We start from the raw sequence: 15,876 nt of genomic DNA on the forward strand, positions 1-15,876 counted from the left end.
AGTCAGAAATCGAGGCGTAGCGACAGCCAGTGCATCTCGTTGGCAACCCGGGTATTGCGCCGCCCTTCCATCGAGTGATTGGCCATCTGCGCTGTATAGGCGACCTCCGCCTTGATCGCACCGATCTGGAATGCCTTGGCCAGACGCCAATCGACCCGCTCGTAGGGGCTGGTATATGAATTGCGCAACCAACGCATCCAGCCGCTCTTGTAGTACATCAGCGAAGCCTCGATATCGTAGGGCAGGCGCTGGACCACCATCGCTGACTGCGAATTGCGGGGCGCCGACTCGGTCGTTTGCCGGGAAATCTTGTTGACGTTGCCACCGCGCGTATCGGCAACAACCGACTCGTCGGTCAGGTTGGCATAGGTACGAATGTAGGCGTGGTTGTAGAGCAGGCGGGTTGTCTCGAACGGCTGCCAGCGCAACTGATATTCATAACCCTGGATGACCACGCTTTCAATGTTGAAGGCACCGTCGGCCCGACCGTAAGGAAAGTTGGTGTTATTACTGGTGCTGTTCCGCGTCCCCAAGTCGTCGCGATCTTCGGCTGCCGAAGCCGGCAAGGCGTAAGGCAGGATCTGGATGCGATCGGGGATCCGTTCGTGGAAAGCACGAATATCCAGGCTGGCCCTGGCCGGCTTCAACTCCCCGAGGTAGCCGACTTCCAGCGTATCGATTCGTTCAGACTGCAGACCGGGCACCGCGAGATAGGTGCGGTCAAGCGGTGATGTCGCACCGGCCGGGGTCTTCTGAGTATTCCCGTAAGCCTCGTACAGGCTCGGCGTGCGATGGGCACGCGAAGCGATGAAACGCAGGGTGTGATCCTTGACCACGTGATAGCTGACGCTGAATCGGGGATCGAAGATCTCACCGACCACCGAATCGTGCTCAAGGCTCGCCCCGAGATTGAACAACCAATCATCCGCCGGGCGCCACTCCATATTACCGAAGGCACGATAGGAGGTGCGACGTTGCCAGTCGGCTGTCGTGAATTGATAGTAGGACGAGACCGCACTGGCCTTGGCGACCAGCCCCCAGGCCAGGCGAGTTTTCTGCCACGGCGAGAACAGGTGCTGAAATTCCAGTTCATCGACCGTCGACTCACCACCTGGATTATTCGGATAGTAGTAGGAGACCTGCTTGCCATTCGGCTTTCGATAGGAAACGGCTTCCTGATAGGCCCCCGACGCCCAGTCCTCGACGTGCGAGTAGCGCAGCTTGGTTTCCTCGCCGGCCCCCAGCGCCCGTCGCCACTCGGCACTGAGCGAGGTACTGCTCTGGCTGAGATCGCGGAAGGGATCGCTCTGGCTCTTCGGCCGGCCATACTGTGAGACATCCGAGGCGTGGCTGATCGACACCTGTAACTCGTCACGATCGGTCAGCGGCGCATCAATCCGCAGATCGAAGACTTTTGAATGCCTGCTGTCGTGCGGATCGAACCAGCCCAGTCCGCCATCGTACATATTTCGGAAACCGTCATCCGAGAGCTGGCGATAAGTCATCCGAACATCGACCGGCCCGGCTCGCCCCCCCCAACGCAAGGTTTCGTCCCGGATCGAAGCATTGCCGTGATTGGCCGCCACCATCCAGCCCTGCGTCTGCGAAGCATCCTGGGTGATGATGTTGACGACGCCGAGAAAAGCATTCGAACCATAGGAAACTGTGTTGGAGCCGCGCACGACCTCGATGCGTTCGATATTTTCCAGCACCACCGGCAACAGGTTCCAATTGACGCCGGACTTGAAGAGCGGCGAATACTGGGAGCGACCATCAATCAGCACCTGCACACGCGGGGTGTATTCCTCGTTGCTCAGGCCGTGGTAGGCCACCACCGAACTGTCCTGGTTGGGCGGTGTGACCTGGAAGCCCGGCACCAAACGCAGCAAGTCGGCGAAGTTGCGAGCCCCCGAGGCGCGAATCATGTCGCGATCGATCACCGTGACCGCGCCCGGCGCCTCGGCCAACTTCTGCGGCAAGCGACTGACCGAAGCGACCACCGGCAATTCGCTGAAATAGATGCTTTCATCGACCGCCACGGCCGAGCCGGCGACGCCCAGGCTGGCGATACAGAGCGCCAGAGGCTTCGGCCAGGCCTTGATTGAACGGTCCAACAAACGATCTCTCATAGGCCTTCGACGTCGAAAGGAGCGGCAAGGGCAATCTTCCAGGCATCGGCAAAGCATTCCGCCTGCACCCCGATCTTGACGGCATGACGGCGGGTGGCCACCAGACAGAGCGCCAGTCCCGCCTGATCGACCATCGTCACTCCGGCCAGATCGATCTCCTCGATACCAACCCGGGTCAGGGCATGCATGAAGTCGCCGCGCAAGGTGCCGTTCAAGCCACCGGTGATTCGCATCACCTTGCGCCCCGACAGCTCGTGCACCGAAAGGATCGAGGCCTGACCTTGCGCCAGGGCTCCGCTGATCGCATCGTCGATCATCACCTGGTTGATCGGTCCGGTCTGAAAGCGGGCGCCGAACAGGTCGCCGACCCGACTCACCACCGCAGCGGGAACATCAATGATCGGCGAACCGAAGAGCGAAAATTCGCAACCGGCTGTATGGCCGATATCAAGGCCGAGATCGGTCCGCAGCATCAGCCCCGACAGCGAGAGATTTTCGATGACGCCGTGGCCGATCGAACCGGCATAGCCAATCCGGACAGGCGGAGGATTCCCGAAACGAATGCGTTGGTGTCGCCGTTGATCCAGTAGGTTACTCGCCACGTTTTTCCAGTTGATTGGTTTTTTTCACATATTAACAAAACTCCGCAAAGCCACCGTGCAGCGCAGCGCAGCGCGCCCCTGTTTAATTGACTTTTCCCGGCTCGCTCGGTATTGTCACCGACACGCTGGAAAGACATCAGCCGCGCCGATTTGAGCTCTGATTGCGGGCGCCACATAAATACAGCTAAAACGGGAACCACCCAGTTCGCGTTTAGGAAGCCTTCTTCAACGCCACTGGGTTTTTTGTTTTCAGGAACCGCATGCCAGGACAATCCGTCGGCGCCGTCAAGTCACAGCGCGCCCACTTCGACCAGCCGCTGCATTTGCGCAGTGGCGGGGTTCTGCCCGCCTACGATCTGGTCTATGAAACCTATGGCTCGCTCAACGCAGCCAAGTCGAATGCCATTCTCGTCTGCCATGCCTTGTCGGGCCACCACCACATTGCCGGGCATTATGCCGAGCAGCCGGACAACATCGGCTGGTGGGACAACATCGTCGGCCCCGGTCGACCGCTCGATACCGACAAATTTTTCATCGTCGGCTTGAATAATCTCGGCGGTTGCCACGGATCGACCGGCCCGTCCTCGCTCAATCCGGCCACCGGCAAACCGTGGGGAGCCGATTTCCCGATCGTCGCCGTCAATGACTGGGTCCATGCCCAGGCCCGGCTGGCCGATTTGCTCGGCATCGATAGCTGGGCCGCGGTCATGGGCGGCAGCCTGGGCGGCATGCAGGCCTTGCGCTGGAGCATCACCTACCCCGAGCGGGTCCGCAACGCCATCGTGATCGCCGCCGCCCCCAAGCTGTCAGCGCAGAATATTGCCTTCAACGATGTCGCCCGCCAGGCCATCCTGACCGACCCTGACTTCCATGGCGGCAACTACTACGAACACAACACCCGCCCGGTGCGCGGCCTGCGCCTGGCCCGCATGCTCGGCCACATTACCTATCTATCAGACGACCAGATGGGTGAGAAATTCGGCCGCGAGTTGCGCAACAGCGCCTTTTCCTTCGGTTTCGACGTCGAATTCGAGGTCGAATCGTACTTGCGCTACCAGGGCGACAAATTCGCCGGTTATTTCGATGCCAACACCTACCTGCTGATGACAAAGGCGCTCGATTATTTCGATCCGTCGCGCGAAGACGGTGGCAACTTGACGGCGACCATGGCCCGCACCCAGGCTAATTTCCTGATCGCTTCGTTTACGACCGACTGGCGCTTTACCCCGGCCCGTTCGAAGGAAATCGTCGCCGCCCTGCTCGCCAACGGGCGCAATGTCTCCTATGCGGAAATCGACCTCAATTTTGGCCACGACTCCTTCCTGATGGATGACGCCCATTACCATGGCGTGGTCGATGCCTACCTGCGGAATATCAAGCTATGACGCATACCCTGGGGCGCCCCGATTTTGACCTGATCGCCGCCTGGATCGAACCGGGCCACCGCGTTCTTGACCTTGGCTGCGGCGACGGCACGCTGCTCAAGCATCTGATCGAGACGCGCGGTGTACAAGGCTGGGGCGTCGAAATCGACGATAGCAACATCCTCGCCGCAATCAGGAATGGCATCAATGTCATCCAGGGCAACCTCGAACGCGGCCTCGACGAGTTCGCCGACCAGGCTTTCGATCATGTCGTGCTGTCACGCACCTTGCAAACGGTCCGCCACACCGAAGGTATCCTGCTCGAGATGCTGCGGGTCGGCCGTGAAGCGGTCGTTTCCTTCCCGAATTTCGCCTATTGGAAGAACCTGCGCTCCGTCCTCGACGGCCGCATGCCGGTTTCCGAAGATCTGCCTTACCAGTGGTACGACTCGCCCAACGTCCGCTTTTTCACGCTGCTCGATTTCGAAGCCCTCTGCGAAAAAATGGGGCTGCTCATCCGTGAGCGCCATGTCCTCGACGAACAAGGCAATATCGTCGCCAATACCGACAACCGTGAAGTCAATTTCCTCGGCAGCCTGGCGGTCTACCGCTTGACGCGCGCCCGTTGATGCCCGCCTGGCTCGGCGCCCTGCTCACCCGGAAGATGCTGATCTGCATCTTCACCGGCTTCAGCTCCGGCCTGCCGCTCTACCTGCTGCTCAACCTGTTGCCGGCCTGGCTGCGCAGCGAAGGCGTCGATCTGAAAACGATCGGCTTCTTTGCCCTGATCCAGTTCCCCTACACCTGGAAATTCCTCTGGTCGCCCCTGCTCGATCGCTTCAGCGTGCCAGGTTTCGGCCGCCGACGAGGCTGGATGCTGGTCACGCAAGTCGGCCTGCTATTCGCCATCGGCAGCCTCGGCGGTCTCGATCCGAAAGAAAACATCTGGCCCATCCTCTGGCTGGCCGCCCTGCTCGCCTTCCTGTCGGGAACACAGGACATTGCGGTCGACGCCTTCCGCCGGGAAATTCTCGACGACCACGAACTCGGTCTGGGCAATGCCGTACACGTCAATGCTTACCGGATCGCCGGCCTGATTCCCGGCTCCCTGTCCCTGATCCTGGCCGACCGCCTGCCGTGGAACGAAGTCTTCTGGATCACCGGCGCCTTCATGCTGCCCGGCATGGCGATGGCCTGGCTGGTCAGCGAACCGCGCATCAACGGAGCGCCGAAAACCTTGCGCCAGGCGGTGACCGAACCCTTCCACGAGTTCATCGGCCGGCAGGGCTGGCGCGGCGCCGCACTGGTACTCGGCTTCATCTTTCTCTACAAGCTCGGCGACAGCCTGTGCACCGCGCTGGCAACGCCCTTCTACCTCGACATGGGCTTCACCAAGACCGACATCGGCCTGATCGCCAAGCACGCCGGCCTCTGGCCCGCGGTCATTGGCGCCCTGCTCGGCGGTCTGTGGATGGTCAGGCTGGGCATCAACCGGGCTTTGTGGCTCTTTGGCGTCGTCCAGCTAGTCTCGATTTTCGGCTTCGCCTGGTTGGCCGCACAGGGTCATTACGACAGCATCGGCGCCAGCGAACGCTTCGCCCTGGCCTTTGTCATTGGTCTAGAAGCACTGGGCGTTGGTTTGGGTACGGCCGCCTTCGTCGCCTTCATTGCCCGCTCGACGCACCCGGCCTATACCGCAACGCAAATGGCCTTGTTCACCAGCCTGGCTGCCGTCCCGCGCACTTTCATCAACGCCTCGGCGGGCTGGCTGGTGGAATCGCTGGGCTGGTTCAATTTTTTCTGGCTATGCGCTGCCTTGGCCGTGCCGGGCATGCTCCTGCTCGTCAAAGTCGCCCCGTGGCACAGACCGGCGGAAGCAGTCAGTCACCTCGGTTGAGACGGCGTCGATCAAGCCACCAGGCGTAAGCTGGCAAAAACAGCATCGAGCCGGGCAAGAGCAAGGCGACCAGATAAGGCGAAAGGTGCGCCATCCGGCGCAAATGGCCGAGAATTTCTTCTTTCTCGACTGGCGTCCATTGGCCGCCATTACGCGCCTTCATCAGCAAGGGCATCAGGCCGCGCGTCGCGACCAGTTCGGCCAGGATACGGCGCGCTTCGCGTCGCTGCGAAGAGAGTATCTGCTGCCACCAGGCAGGGATGGCAATCTCTGCCCGCTCGCTACTCGCCACGGTCAACGCATCCCAGCCAGTGAATTTCGAATCGCCTGCCAGCCACGCCAGACAAAAAAGCCACGTTTCGCCCAGCGCCATGCGCCACGCGGACGGGCTACCACGACGGCGGCGACTGCGACGCCGATGGCGAGCGGATGGTGTTTCAGCCAATCAACGCCTTGCATCACCGCATCACCGCGGGCCAGCGCAGCTTCCAGTGGTGCCGCCTGCTGCCGCAGCGTGCGGCGCTGCTCATCGATACGGGCTTTCAGGGCGCCATGCCGGGTCGCCAGCAACAACAGTTTCTGGTTCATTCCGGTTTTTTGGCGTAACGGCGCAATTCGGCCATGTCGGCTTCAAGCTCCGCCAGACTGGCCCGGAACAGCTTGCTCGGCTGCTTTGCCTGCTTCTTGATCGAGCCGATCAGCAATAAACCGCCGCCGATAAACAGCGCGGCAAAGAGACCAAAGACCAAGACCCGCTGCTCCCAGAAAGCCAGTGCAATACAGAACACAGCCATGATGACGCCGAGCGCGAGCATGAAAGCGGCACCGATCGCTTTTGACCACAGCGTCATGAGGCGGAGTTTCTCCTCCTCCAACTCGGTCACCAGCAGTTCGGCGCGCGTCTTCCCGATCGCGATCAGCGTCGCGATCATGTTTTTCAAGGCGGCAAAGAGACCTGCGCGGCCTGCTTCACCGCCTGCTTGCTGGGTCATGCGTTCAGCGACGGCCGATCAGCACGCCGAGCGCCAAACCGAGGGCGGCGGCAACACCAACTGCCTTCCACGGTTGGTCATGCACGAAATCGTCGGTCGCACGCGCCGCGGCCTTGGTCTTGTCGACCAGAGCTGCTTCGGCATCGGCCAGACGTTCCTTGGCATCACGCAGACGAACTTCAATCTTGGTACGCAGCTCACCGACCTTTTCACCGGCTGCACCAGCGGTCGCACGCAGGATTTCTTCAGCGTCGGAGATAACAACCTTCATGTCGGAAACCAGCTTTTCCTTGTTGGCGGCAGTCAGATCTTGGGACATTTTCAACCTCGTTGGTGACAGATAAGCAAGGGGTACAGGTTAGCCCGTCCGCGCGCCGAAATCAATTCGCATGAACGGCTCAGGCAAAATCATAATCGATGATCAATGGCGCATGATCGGAGAAACGTTCGGCCTTATAGATTTCGGCCCGCTGTGCCTTAGCGGCGATACCGGGCGTCGCAATCTGGTAGTCGATCCGCCAGCCGACATTCTTCGCCCAGGCCTGCCCACGGTTGCTCCACCAGGTGTAGGACTCGCCCGTTGCATCCGGATAGAGCCGGCGATAGACATCGACCCAGCCCAGTTCGTCGAATAGCTTACCCAGCCAGGCCCGCTCTTCCGGCAGGAAGCCGGAATTCTTCTGATTCGACTTCCAGTTTTTCAGGTCGATTTCCTTGTGGGCGATATTCCAGTCGCCGCACAACACGATTTCCCGTCCTTCGGCACGCAAGGCCAGCATTTGCGGGAAGAAGGCATCAAGAAAGCGGAATTTGGCCTCCTGGCGCTCGGGCGACGAGGAACCGGAAGGCAGGTAGAGCGAGATCACCGACAGATTGCCGAAATCGGCCAGAATATAACGCCCTTCACTATCGAATTCGCCGCCATCGAAGCCTTCGATCACGCGGTCCGGCTGCCGGCGACTCCAGATGCCGACGCCGCTGTAACCCTTCTTTTCGGCACAGTGATAGAAAGCCTGCATACCGTCCGGCGCAAGCATTTCCGGAGAAAGATCGGGCAACTGCGCTTTCAATTCCTGCAAGCAGATGATGTCCGCCTGCTGGGCGGCGGCCCAGGGCAGCACATTTTTGCTCCAGGCGGAGCGGATGCCATTGAGGTTCAGGGAGATGATGCGTAACATTGTGCAATGATCGGCGCAGTTTTCACGGCCGTTAGGAATGGAAGAATATGGATTTTCGTCAGGATTTCATCGAATTCGCGCTCGGCTGCCAAGTATTGCGCTTTGGCGAATTCAAGACCAAGGCGGGACGGCTCTCGCCCTATTTCTTTAATGCCGGTTTGTTCAACGACGGCAAGTCACTCGGCCAACTCGCCGAATTCTACGCCAAAGCGGCCGAAGCCGGCGGCGTTCAGTTCGACATGCTGTTCGGCCCGGCCTACAAGGGTATTCCGCTGGTGGCGGCCATCACCATGGCGCTGGCCCAGCGCGGCCAGAATTACCCCTTTGCCTTCAACCGTAAGGAAGCCAAGGATCACGGCGAAGGCGGCAACATCGTCGGTGCGCCGCTGGCCGGCCGCGTCCTGATCGTCGATGACGTCATTTCGGCCGGCACCTCGGTCCGCGAATCGGTTGAACTGATCCGTGCCGCCGGCGCCACGCCGGCTGGCGTGCTGATTGCGCTGGATCGTCAGGAACGCGGCCAAGGTCAATTGTCCGCCGTACAGGAAGTGCAGCGCGACTACGGCATTCCGGTGATTGCAGTGGCCGGGCTGGGCGACCTGATGGCCTTCCTGGAAAACCATGCCGAATTTTCCGTGCACCGCAGCGCGGTTGCCAGCTACCGCCAGCAATACGGCGTCAATGCCTAAACGCCTGCTTGCCCCTCTCCTGCTGCTGCTTGCAACAACAGCCCAGGCCGGGGGCGAGTTTTACTGCTGCCAGGACCCGGGCAACGGGCGCCGCGTCTGTGGCGACGCCTTGCCAGACGTCTGCCGGGGCCGGGCTTACCGTCTGCTGGACAGTGCCGGCAACGTCATCAAGGAAGTCGGACCGCCGCTGAGCCCGGAAGAAAAGGCCCTGGCCGCTGCGGAAAGCCGGCGCAAGAAGAAGCTGGAAGAAGCCGACCGCGAGCAGCGGCGCCGGGATCAGGCCCTGCTCGACACCTACGCGCTGCCGCAGGATATCGACCTCGCTCAGCGCAAGGCCGAAGCCGATGTCAATTTTGCGATTGCCGCCTCGCAGGCCAAGATCGACGTGGCGCGCAAGAAGCGCAAGAAATTCGAGGCGGAAGCCGAGTTTTACAAGAAGAAGACGCTACCGCCTGAGCTTGAGAAAGAGCTGCGAGCCATTGATCACGAGATCAAGCTTGAGCAGGAGCTGCTCGACATCAAGAAACACGATTTCGAGACCATCAAGACCAAGTACGACGCCGACCGCAAGCGCTACAACGAGTTGACCGGCCGGGCCAAGCCAGCCGCACCGTTCAGCGGTGCGGCCCAGCCCCAGTAGTTAGCCTGCCGCCAGCTTCTGGCGCAGCAGGTCGTTGACCTGCTGCGGATTGGCCTTGCCCTTGGCCGCTTTCATCACCTGACCGACCAGCGCGTTGAAAGCCTTCTCCTTGCCGGCCTTGAACTCGGCGACATTGGCAGGATTCGCGGCCAGCACCTCATCGACCAGCGCCTCGATGGCGCCACTGTCGGTAATCTGCTTCAGGCCCTGCTTTTCGATGACGTCGTCGGCCGTGGCACCCTCGCCATTCCACAAGGCCTCGAAGACTTTTTTGGCGATGTTGTTGGAAATGGTGTTGTCGGCAATCCGCTGGATCAGGCCGGCCAGTTGCGCAGCGCTTACCGGTGACTCGACCAGTTCCTTGCCTTCTTTGTTCAGGCGGGCGGCCAAATCGACCATCACCCAGTTGGCGCAGGGCTTGGCGTTGGCTTTGCCGGCAATCGCTACGGTCGACTCGAAATAATCGGCCATTTCCTGGCTGGCAGTCAGCGTGATCGCGTCGTAGGCCGAGAGACCGAGCTCATTGACGAAGCGCTCGCGCTTCTGGCCCGGCAATTCCGGCAATTCGCCTTTGACGCGGTTGATCCAGTCGCTGGAAATGATCAGCGGCAACAGGTCGGGATCGGGGAAATAACGGTAATCGTGGGCGTCTTCCTTGCTCCGCATCATCCGCGTTTCACCGCTATCCGGATCGAACAGCACGGTCGCCTGCTGGATCTTGCGCCCTTCCTCGATCTCGTTGATCTGCCACTGCACTTCGAAATCGATCGCTTCCTTGAGGAAACGGAAGGAGTTCAGGTTCTTGATTTCACGGCGCGTGCCGAACTCGGCCTGGCCCTTCGGGCGCACAGAGACGTTGGCATCGCAGCGGAAGGAGCCTTCCTGCATGTTGCCGTCGCAGATGCCGATCCAGCGCACCAGTGCATGCAGCGCCTTGGCGTAGGCCACTGCTTCGTCGGAAGAACGCATGTCCGGTTCGGAAACGATCTCGAGCAGCGGCGTGCCGGCCCGGTTGAGGTCGATCCCCGATTTGCCGTGAAAGTCTTCGTGCAGGGACTTGCCGGCATCTTCTTCCAGATGGGCCCGGGTCAGGCGAACGACTTTTTCATAGGCCTTGTCACCCTGGCCGACCTGCAGCGTAATGTTGCCGCCGACGACGACCGGCAGGTCCATCTGGCTGATCTGGTAGCCCTTGGGCAGATCGGGATAAAAGTAATTCTTGCGGGCAAAGACCGACTTTTGCGCCACTTCGGCGCCAATCGCCAGACCGAAGCGAATGGCGCACTCGACTGCCTTCTTGTTGAGCACCGGCAAAACGCCCGGCAACGCGAGGTCCACCGCGCAGGCCTGCGTATTCGGCTCGGCCCCGAAAGCCGTCGAGGCGCCGGAGAAAATTTTCGAAACGGTCGCCAGTTGCGCGTGCGTCTCGATGCCAATCACCACTTCCCACTGATTCATAGTTCTATCCGTTCAGAAACAACGCCCTGATTTCGCCTCGACCACAATCGGCCAGAGGTAACTGAAAGCATCCCCTTCGCAGGACTTGGGGCAACTGTTGAAAGCAACCGTGACTTTGGGACCCTGCTCCCACATCCGCACCGAGCACCCGGTTTCGCTCTTGTGCTTGAGCAAGGCCTGCGGCAACTTTTCGACCTGGTCGAACTCCTTCAGGTTGAAACGGCAGGTCCCGTACCCCTTCATGCTGACCTGGGCGGTGAAAGTCTTGACCTCGGCCTCCTTGACCAGCAAGTCGAGCTTGGTCACCGTCCCGATCGCATCCTTGTGCGAACACGTCGATTTGACGTTGAGCGGACGGGTCGGCTGCGGCTTGATCTGGCGCTTGGCCAGATACTTCAGCGTGTCCGACTTGAATTTCGGCTGCGTTGCTGCGGTCGACGTGCTTTCCGGTGCCGATTCTGCGGCAGCGGGCTCCGGCTGCTTGTCGACCTCGGCGCACCCCGCCGCGACCAGCGCCACCAGAATCGCCCAGTACCGCCGCATATTTACTCGATGCCGGCCGGCCGACGCAGATGCCAATCGCAGGCCTGCTGATAACGATGCGCCACATTCAGCAGCTGCGCCTCGGCAAAATAATTGCCGATCAACTGCAAGCCGACCGGCAGGCCGCCGGCGAACCCACAGGGCACAGACATGCCGGGCAGGCCGGCCAGATTGACGGCGATGGTGTAGATGTCCGACAGGTACATCTGGACCGGATCGGCCGCTTTCTCACCGAGCGTGAAGGCGGTGGACGGCGAGGTCGGCCCCATGATCACGTCGCAAACCTTGAAGGCCTCGACAAAGTCGTTGGCGATCAGGCGGCGGATGCGCTGTGCCTGCAGGTAGTAGGCATCGTAATAGCCATGCGACAGCACGTAGGCGCCGATCATGATCCGGCGCTTGACCTCGGCACCAAAGCCCTGGGCCCGGCTCTTCATGTACATATCGTCGAGATTGCCGTAATCCTCGGCGCGGAAGCCGTAGCGCACGCCGTCGAAACGCGACAGGTTGGAACTCGCCTCGGCCGGCGCGATTACGTAATAGGCCGGCACCGAGAGATGCGAGTTGGGCAGCGAAATCTCGACGGTCGTCGCACCGAGCTTTTCATACTCGGCAATCGCCGCCCGTACCGCGGCCATCACCTCGGCATCGCAGCCCTCGCCGAAGAACTCCTTGGGCAAGCCAATGCGCAAACCGGCCAGCGGCTTATCGAGATCGCGGGCGTAGTCTTCCGCCGGCCGCTCGAGCGAAGTCGAATCGCGCTCGTCGTAGCCGGCCATGCTGTTCAGCAGCAAGGCGCAATCTTCGGCGCTGGCGGCCATCGGGCCGGCCTGGTCGAGCGACGAGGCAAAAGCGATCATGCCGTAACGGGACACCACGCCGTAGGTCGGCTTCAGGCCGGTCAGGTTACACAGCGCGGCCGGTTGGCGGATCGAGCCGCCGGTATCGGTGCCGGTCGCCGCCGGCGCCAGACGCGCCGCCACCGCCGCGGCCGAACCGCCGGAGGAGCCGCCGGGCACCCGCCCGTTATCCCACGGATTGCGCACTGGACCAAAATATGAAGTTTCGTTGGAGGAGCCCATCGCGAACTCGTCCATGTTGGTCTTGCCGAGCGAGACCAGGCCGGCCTCGCCTTCCATCTTGCGGATCACCGTCGCATCGTAGGGTGAAACGAAATTGGCCAGCATTTTCGAGCCGCAGGTGGTCCGCCAGCCTTCGGCACAGAAGATATCCTTCTGGGCAATCGGAATGCCGGTCAGCAAACCGGCCGTGCCGGCGGCGATGCGGGCATCGGCAGCACGGGCCGAATTCAGGCTTTTTTCGGTGTCGACCGTAACGAAGGCGTTCAGCGCCGGGTTGAGGCGGTTGATGCGGTCGAGAAAGAGCTGCGTCAGTTCGACGCTGGAAATCTGCTTGGCGGCCAGCGCCTGCGACAGTTGCTTGAGGCTGGCATTGATCATTCGATCACCTTCGGAACAAGATAAAGACCGGCTTCGACTTCCGGGGCGACCGCCTGGTAGGCCGCCCGGCGATCCGTTTCGCTGACCACGTCGTCACGCAGTCGCTGACTCAGGTCCTGAGCGTGCGCCATCGGTTCGACGCCGCTGGTATCAACGGCCTGCATCTGCTCGATAAGCTGGAAAATTCCGTTGAGGTGCCCCTGGGTGGCGAGAGCCTCGGATTCGCTGACCTCGATACGGGCGAGATGAGCGATGCGCTGAACCTGTTCTAATGTGAGCGACATTGTCTTAAAAGACTTTTTTGCAGTGCACAAAGTCTTAAAATGGAAAGCGTTATAAGGTATCATAAAAGTTTTCCCTACCGCACCCCCCCAACGCGGAGCTACAGATGTTCGGTTTCCTAAGTAAATATTTTTCCAACGACCTCGCCATCGACCTTGGCACCGCCAACACGCTCATTTATGTGCGTGGCCGGGCCATTGTGCTCGACGAGCCGTCGGTTGTTGCCATTCGCCTCGAAGGCGGCCCCAACGCCAAAAAAACAATCCAGGCCGTCGGCAAGGAAGCCAAGGAAATGCTTGGCAAGGCACCAGGCAGCATTACCGTGATTCGTCCGATGAAGGATGGCGTGATTGCCGACTTCACCGTGACCGAGCAGATGCTCAAGCAGTTCATCAAGAAGGTGCATGACTCCAAGCTATTCAGCCCGAGCCCGCGCATCATCATCTGCGTTCCTTCCGGCTCGACCCAGGTTGAACGCCGCGCCATTCGCGAATCGGCGATCGGTGCCGGTGCCAGCCAGGTCTACCTGATCGAGGAACCGATGGCGGCGGCAATCGGTGCCGGCCTGCCGGTGGCCGAAGCAACCGGTTCGATGGTCGTCGACATCGGCGGCGGCACCACCGAAGTCGGCGTCATCTCGCTCGGCGGCATGGTCTATGCTGGCTCCGTGCGCGTCGGCGGCGACAAGCTGGACGAGGCGATCATCAATTACATCAGCCGCAACTACGGCATGATGATCGGCGAGAACACCGCTGAAAACATCAAGAAGAACATCGGTTCCGCCTTCCCGGGCGCCGAGGTCAAGGAAATGGAAGTTTCCGGCATCAACAAAGCCGAAGGCATCCCGCGCAAGTTCACGATTTCCTCCAATGAAATCCTCGAAGCGCTGACCGACCCGCTGAACCAGATCGTTTCCGCCGTCAAATCGGCGCTGGAAAAGACCCCGCCCGAACTCGGTGCCGACATCGCCGAAAAGGGCATGGTCCTGACCGGTGGCGGCGCCCTGTTGCGCGACCTCGACCGTCTGCTGATGGAAGAAACTGGCCTGCCGGTGATCGTCGCCGACGAGCCGCTGACCTGCGTCGCCCGCGGTTGCGGCATGGCGCTGGAAAAAATGGACAAGCTGGGCAGCATTTTTGCCTCTGACTAACCGTTGACCGCAGCAAGGCAGGATTAAGCGATGGCCGGCATCGACCACGCACCGCCACCGTTTTTCAAGCGAGGGCCAGCACCGCTGGCCCTCCTGACTTTCTACGTCGCGATTTCGCTGGCCCTGTTCGTCGTCGACCTGCGTTTCCGCAGCCTCGACCTCTTGCGGCAGAGCATTGCGCTGCTCGTCGACCCGGTACAACGTGTCGCCCAGACACCAGGCAGCCTGGTCGACTATGCCGCCAACTATCTGCAAGGCATGCGCGAGCTGCAACACGAGAACAGCGAACTGAAGCATGCGCAACTCAATACTGCCCCCAATCTGCAGCGCCTGCTGCAACTGGAGGCGGAAAACGAGCGCCTGCGCAAACTCCTCGCCGTCAAGGAGCGCGAGAAAGCCAACGGCCAGGTAGCCCAGATTCTCTACACCGCCCGCGACCCCTTCTCGCGCAAGGTGATTGTCGACAAAGGCCAGCAGTCGGGCATCGTCGCTGGCCAGCCGGCCATCGACGAAGCCGGGGTAGTCGGCCAGGTGACCCGTGTCTTCCCGTTCTCGGCCGAAATCACGCTGATTACCGACAAGGATCAGGCAGTACCGGTGCAGATCGTCCGCAGCGGCCATCGCTCGGTCGTTTTCGGCCTTGGCAACGGCCAGCTTGAATTGCGTTACATGCCGGCCAATGCAGACGTCCAGGTTGGCGACATCCTGGTCACCTCGGGTCTGGACAGCGTCTATCTGCCGGGTTTCCCGGTCGCCAAGGTAGTCAATATCGAACGCGACAGCGCCTATTCCTTCGCCCGCATTTTCTGCGTACCAGTCGCCGGCGTCGAAAACTTCGGCGAAATCATGGTACTCGACCCCCGTCAGCCGCTACCGCCGGCGCCGCCCGAATCCGCCGGCCGCGGCGGCGACATCGGCGACAAGGCCGCTCTGCGCCAGAAAAAGAAGCGCGCTGCGAAGAGCAACTAATGCAACCGACCTTCTCCTCATCCCGAATCCTGCTGCCGGTCCGGCCGTGGTTCATCTTTTTCAGCCTGATCGCGGCGGTCGCCCTCAATTTCCTGCCCACCGCGCACTGGCCCGGTATGCCGGACTGGGTGGCGCTCGTTCTATGTTTCTGGAGCGTCCGCGAATTTCGCCGGGTCGGCATGGGCTGGGCCTTCATACTCGGCCTGTTGATGGATGTCGCCGACGGCTCTGTGCTCGGCCAGCATTGCTTTGCCTATGTCCTGCTCGCCTACGTCTCGACCTCGCTGTCCCGCCGCCTACTGTGGTTCCCGCTCGCCCAACAGGCCTTGCAGGTCATGCCGCTACTGTTCGGTGCGCAGTTGATCCAGGCCCTGATGCGGCTCGCCGTCGGCGCCGAGTTTCCGGGCTGGAGCTATTTCATCGCCCCGCTGATCGAGACGCTGCTCTGGATACCCGCCACTTTCGTTCTGCTCCTGCCTCAGTACCGACCGGTCGAGCAGGATCCCGACCGTCCCATTTAAGC

General features: G+C 60.9%; 19 protein-coding genes. 8 read left to right on the plus strand and 11 right to left on the minus strand.

Features of this window, described 5'->3' with window-relative positions; translation table 11 throughout:
• Nucleotides 1–2: 2 nt before the first annotated feature.
• Nucleotides 3–2,117, minus strand: a complete 2,115-nt coding sequence (locus GH663_RS13470; RefSeq protein WP_211371149.1) for a TonB-dependent receptor plug domain-containing protein — start codon at nt 2,115–2,117, stop codon at nt 3–5.
• An 8-nt stretch (nt 2,118–2,125) separates the two neighbouring features.
• A complete protein-coding gene (locus GH663_RS13475; RefSeq protein WP_170291425.1) occupies nt 2,126–2,731 on the minus strand; it encodes a PilZ domain-containing protein in 606 nt (201 codons plus the stop codon).
• 260 nt (nt 2,732–2,991) lie between these two features.
• On the opposite strand from GH663_RS13475, the gene metX reads away from it, so the two are divergent.
• Genes metX through GH663_RS13490 form a run of 3 tightly spaced genes read left to right on the plus strand, consistent with a single transcriptional unit; the run spans nt 2,992 to nt 5,992 of the window.
• Nucleotides 2,992–4,116 (plus strand): homoserine O-succinyltransferase MetX, encoded by a 1,125-nt coding sequence (gene metX / locus GH663_RS13480; RefSeq protein ID WP_153132242.1) that lies wholly within the window; start codon nt 2,992–2,994, stop codon nt 4,114–4,116.
• The gene (metW, locus tag GH663_RS13485) at nt 4,113–4,724 is read left to right on the plus strand and encodes a methionine biosynthesis protein MetW (protein WP_153132243.1); all 612 of its coding nucleotides are present in this window, start codon (nt 4,113–4,115) and stop codon (nt 4,722–4,724) included. The genes metX and metW overlap by 4 nt, the downstream gene beginning before the upstream one ends.
• On the plus strand, nt 4,724–5,992 hold the full coding sequence (locus tag GH663_RS13490) for an AmpG family muropeptide MFS transporter (RefSeq protein WP_153132244.1): 1,269 nt from the start codon (nt 4,724–4,726) through the stop codon (nt 5,990–5,992). The genes metW and GH663_RS13490 overlap by 1 nt, the downstream gene beginning before the upstream one ends.
• On the opposite strand, the gene GH663_RS13495 is transcribed toward GH663_RS13490, so the two are convergent.
• The 5 genes from GH663_RS13495 to GH663_RS13515 form a co-directional block, all read right to left on the minus strand.
• A complete protein-coding gene (locus GH663_RS13495) occupies nt 5,976–6,284 on the minus strand; it encodes a hypothetical protein (protein ID WP_153132245.1) in 309 nt (102 codons plus the stop codon). The two genes, GH663_RS13490 and GH663_RS13495, sit on opposite strands and share 17 nt — an antisense overlap.
• A 2-nt stretch (nt 6,285–6,286) precedes the next feature.
• Nucleotides 6,287–6,580, minus strand: a complete 294-nt coding sequence (locus GH663_RS13500; protein WP_153132246.1) for a YqjK-like family protein — start codon at nt 6,578–6,580, stop codon at nt 6,287–6,289.
• Nucleotides 6,577–6,984 (minus strand): phage holin family protein, encoded by a 408-nt coding sequence (locus tag GH663_RS13505; RefSeq protein WP_153132247.1) that lies wholly within the window; start codon nt 6,982–6,984, stop codon nt 6,577–6,579. Before GH663_RS13505 ends, GH663_RS13500 begins: the two co-directional genes overlap by 4 nt.
• Nucleotides 6,985–6,988: 4 nt before the next feature.
• Nucleotides 6,989–7,303 (minus strand): ElaB/YgaM/YqjD family protein, encoded by a 315-nt coding sequence (locus GH663_RS13510; RefSeq protein ID WP_066882208.1) that lies wholly within the window; start codon nt 7,301–7,303, stop codon nt 6,989–6,991.
• Between the two features lie 79 nt (nt 7,304–7,382).
• Nucleotides 7,383–8,162, minus strand: a complete 780-nt coding sequence (locus GH663_RS13515) for an exodeoxyribonuclease III (protein WP_153132248.1) — start codon at nt 8,160–8,162, stop codon at nt 7,383–7,385.
• Nucleotides 8,163–8,209: 47 nt separating this feature from the next.
• On the opposite strand from GH663_RS13515, the gene pyrE reads away from it, so the two are divergent.
• The gene (pyrE, locus tag GH663_RS13520) at nt 8,210–8,851 is read left to right on the plus strand and encodes an orotate phosphoribosyltransferase (RefSeq protein WP_153132249.1); all 642 of its coding nucleotides are present in this window, start codon (nt 8,210–8,212) and stop codon (nt 8,849–8,851) included.
• Nucleotides 8,844–9,491: a hypothetical protein gene (locus tag GH663_RS13525; RefSeq protein WP_153132250.1), complete on the plus strand. Its 648-nt coding sequence runs from the start codon at nt 8,844–8,846 to the stop codon at nt 9,489–9,491. Before pyrE ends, GH663_RS13525 begins: the two co-directional genes overlap by 8 nt.
• On the opposite strand, the gene gatB is transcribed toward GH663_RS13525, so the two are convergent.
• From gatB to gatC, 4 genes are read right to left on the minus strand one after another with little or no spacing between them, the layout of a single operon-like run.
• Entirely contained in the window at nt 9,492–10,949 is a 1,458-nt protein-coding gene (gene gatB, locus GH663_RS13530; protein WP_153132251.1) for an Asp-tRNA(Asn)/Glu-tRNA(Gln) amidotransferase subunit GatB, read from the minus strand.
• A gap of 12 nt (nt 10,950–10,961) precedes the next feature.
• Nucleotides 10,962–11,492: a hypothetical protein gene (locus GH663_RS13535; RefSeq protein ID WP_153132252.1), complete on the minus strand. Its 531-nt coding sequence runs from the start codon at nt 11,490–11,492 to the stop codon at nt 10,962–10,964.
• Nucleotides 11,493–11,494: 2 nt separating this feature from the next.
• Entirely contained in the window at nt 11,495–12,952 is a 1,458-nt protein-coding gene (gene gatA, locus GH663_RS13540; protein WP_153132253.1) for an Asp-tRNA(Asn)/Glu-tRNA(Gln) amidotransferase subunit GatA, read from the minus strand.
• The gene (gene gatC / locus GH663_RS13545; protein WP_066882194.1) at nt 12,949–13,236 is read right to left on the minus strand and encodes an Asp-tRNA(Asn)/Glu-tRNA(Gln) amidotransferase subunit GatC; all 288 of its coding nucleotides are present in this window, start codon (nt 13,234–13,236) and stop codon (nt 12,949–12,951) included. Before gatC ends, gatA begins: the two co-directional genes overlap by 4 nt.
• 104 nt (nt 13,237–13,340) lie before the next feature.
• On the opposite strand from gatC, the gene GH663_RS13550 reads away from it, so the two are divergent.
• The 3 genes from GH663_RS13550 to mreD are packed head-to-tail and all read left to right on the plus strand — an operon-like array spanning nt 13,341 to nt 15,874.
• Complete coding sequence (locus GH663_RS13550; protein WP_066882192.1) at nt 13,341–14,384, plus strand: rod shape-determining protein; 1,044 nt, start codon at nt 13,341–13,343, stop codon at nt 14,382–14,384.
• 30 nt (nt 14,385–14,414) lie between these two features.
• Complete coding sequence (gene mreC / locus GH663_RS13555) at nt 14,415–15,353, plus strand: rod shape-determining protein MreC (protein WP_153132254.1); 939 nt, start codon at nt 14,415–14,417, stop codon at nt 15,351–15,353.
• On the plus strand, nt 15,353–15,874 hold the full coding sequence (mreD, locus tag GH663_RS13560; RefSeq protein ID WP_066882189.1) for a rod shape-determining protein MreD: 522 nt from the start codon (nt 15,353–15,355) through the stop codon (nt 15,872–15,874). The genes mreC and mreD overlap by 1 nt, the downstream gene beginning before the upstream one ends.
• Nucleotides 15,875–15,876 lie beyond the last annotated feature (2 nt).

The organism is Dechloromonas hortensis (assembly GCF_009469765.1).
Taxonomy (GTDB): Bacteria; Pseudomonadota; Gammaproteobacteria; order Burkholderiales; family Rhodocyclaceae; genus Azonexus; species Azonexus hortensis.

What these genes read in the sequence shown, in the direction of transcription:
- metX (WP_153132242.1), top strand. Translation starts at nt 2,992, where the DNA reads ATGCCAGGACAATCCGTCGGCGCCGTCAAGTCACAGCGCGCCCACTTC.
- metW (WP_153132243.1), top strand. Translation starts at nt 4,113, where the DNA reads ATGACGCATACCCTGGGGCGCCCCGATTTTGACCTGATCGCCGCCTGG.
- GH663_RS13490 (WP_153132244.1), top strand. Translation starts at nt 4,724, where the DNA reads ATGCCCGCCTGGCTCGGCGCCCTGCTCACCCGGAAGATGCTGATCTGC.
- GH663_RS13500 (WP_153132246.1), bottom strand. Translation starts at nt 6,580, where the DNA reads ATGAACCAGAAACTGTTGTTGCTGGCGACCCGGCATGGCGCCCTGAAA.
- GH663_RS13505 (WP_153132247.1), bottom strand. Translation starts at nt 6,984, where the DNA reads ATGACCCAGCAAGCAGGCGGTGAAGCAGGCCGCGCAGGTCTCTTTGCC.
- GH663_RS13510 (WP_066882208.1), bottom strand. Translation starts at nt 7,303, where the DNA reads ATGTCCCAAGATCTGACTGCCGCCAACAAGGAAAAGCTGGTTTCCGAC.
- GH663_RS13515 (WP_153132248.1), bottom strand. Translation starts at nt 8,162, where the DNA reads ATGTTACGCATCATCTCCCTGAACCTCAATGGCATCCGCTCCGCCTGG.
- pyrE (WP_153132249.1), top strand. Translation starts at nt 8,210, where the DNA reads ATGGATTTTCGTCAGGATTTCATCGAATTCGCGCTCGGCTGCCAAGTA.
- GH663_RS13525 (WP_153132250.1), top strand. Translation starts at nt 8,844, where the DNA reads ATGCCTAAACGCCTGCTTGCCCCTCTCCTGCTGCTGCTTGCAACAACA.
- gatB (WP_153132251.1), bottom strand. Translation starts at nt 10,949, where the DNA reads ATGAATCAGTGGGAAGTGGTGATTGGCATCGAGACGCACGCGCAACTG.
- GH663_RS13535 (WP_153132252.1), bottom strand. Translation starts at nt 11,492, where the DNA reads ATGCGGCGGTACTGGGCGATTCTGGTGGCGCTGGTCGCGGCGGGGTGC.
- gatA (WP_153132253.1), bottom strand. Translation starts at nt 12,952, where the DNA reads ATGATCAATGCCAGCCTCAAGCAACTGTCGCAGGCGCTGGCCGCCAAG.
- gatC (WP_066882194.1), bottom strand. Translation starts at nt 13,236, where the DNA reads ATGTCGCTCACATTAGAACAGGTTCAGCGCATCGCTCATCTCGCCCGT.
- GH663_RS13550 (WP_066882192.1), top strand. Translation starts at nt 13,341, where the DNA reads ATGTTCGGTTTCCTAAGTAAATATTTTTCCAACGACCTCGCCATCGAC.
- mreC (WP_153132254.1), top strand. Translation starts at nt 14,415, where the DNA reads ATGGCCGGCATCGACCACGCACCGCCACCGTTTTTCAAGCGAGGGCCA.
- mreD (WP_066882189.1), top strand. Translation starts at nt 15,353, where the DNA reads ATGCAACCGACCTTCTCCTCATCCCGAATCCTGCTGCCGGTCCGGCCG.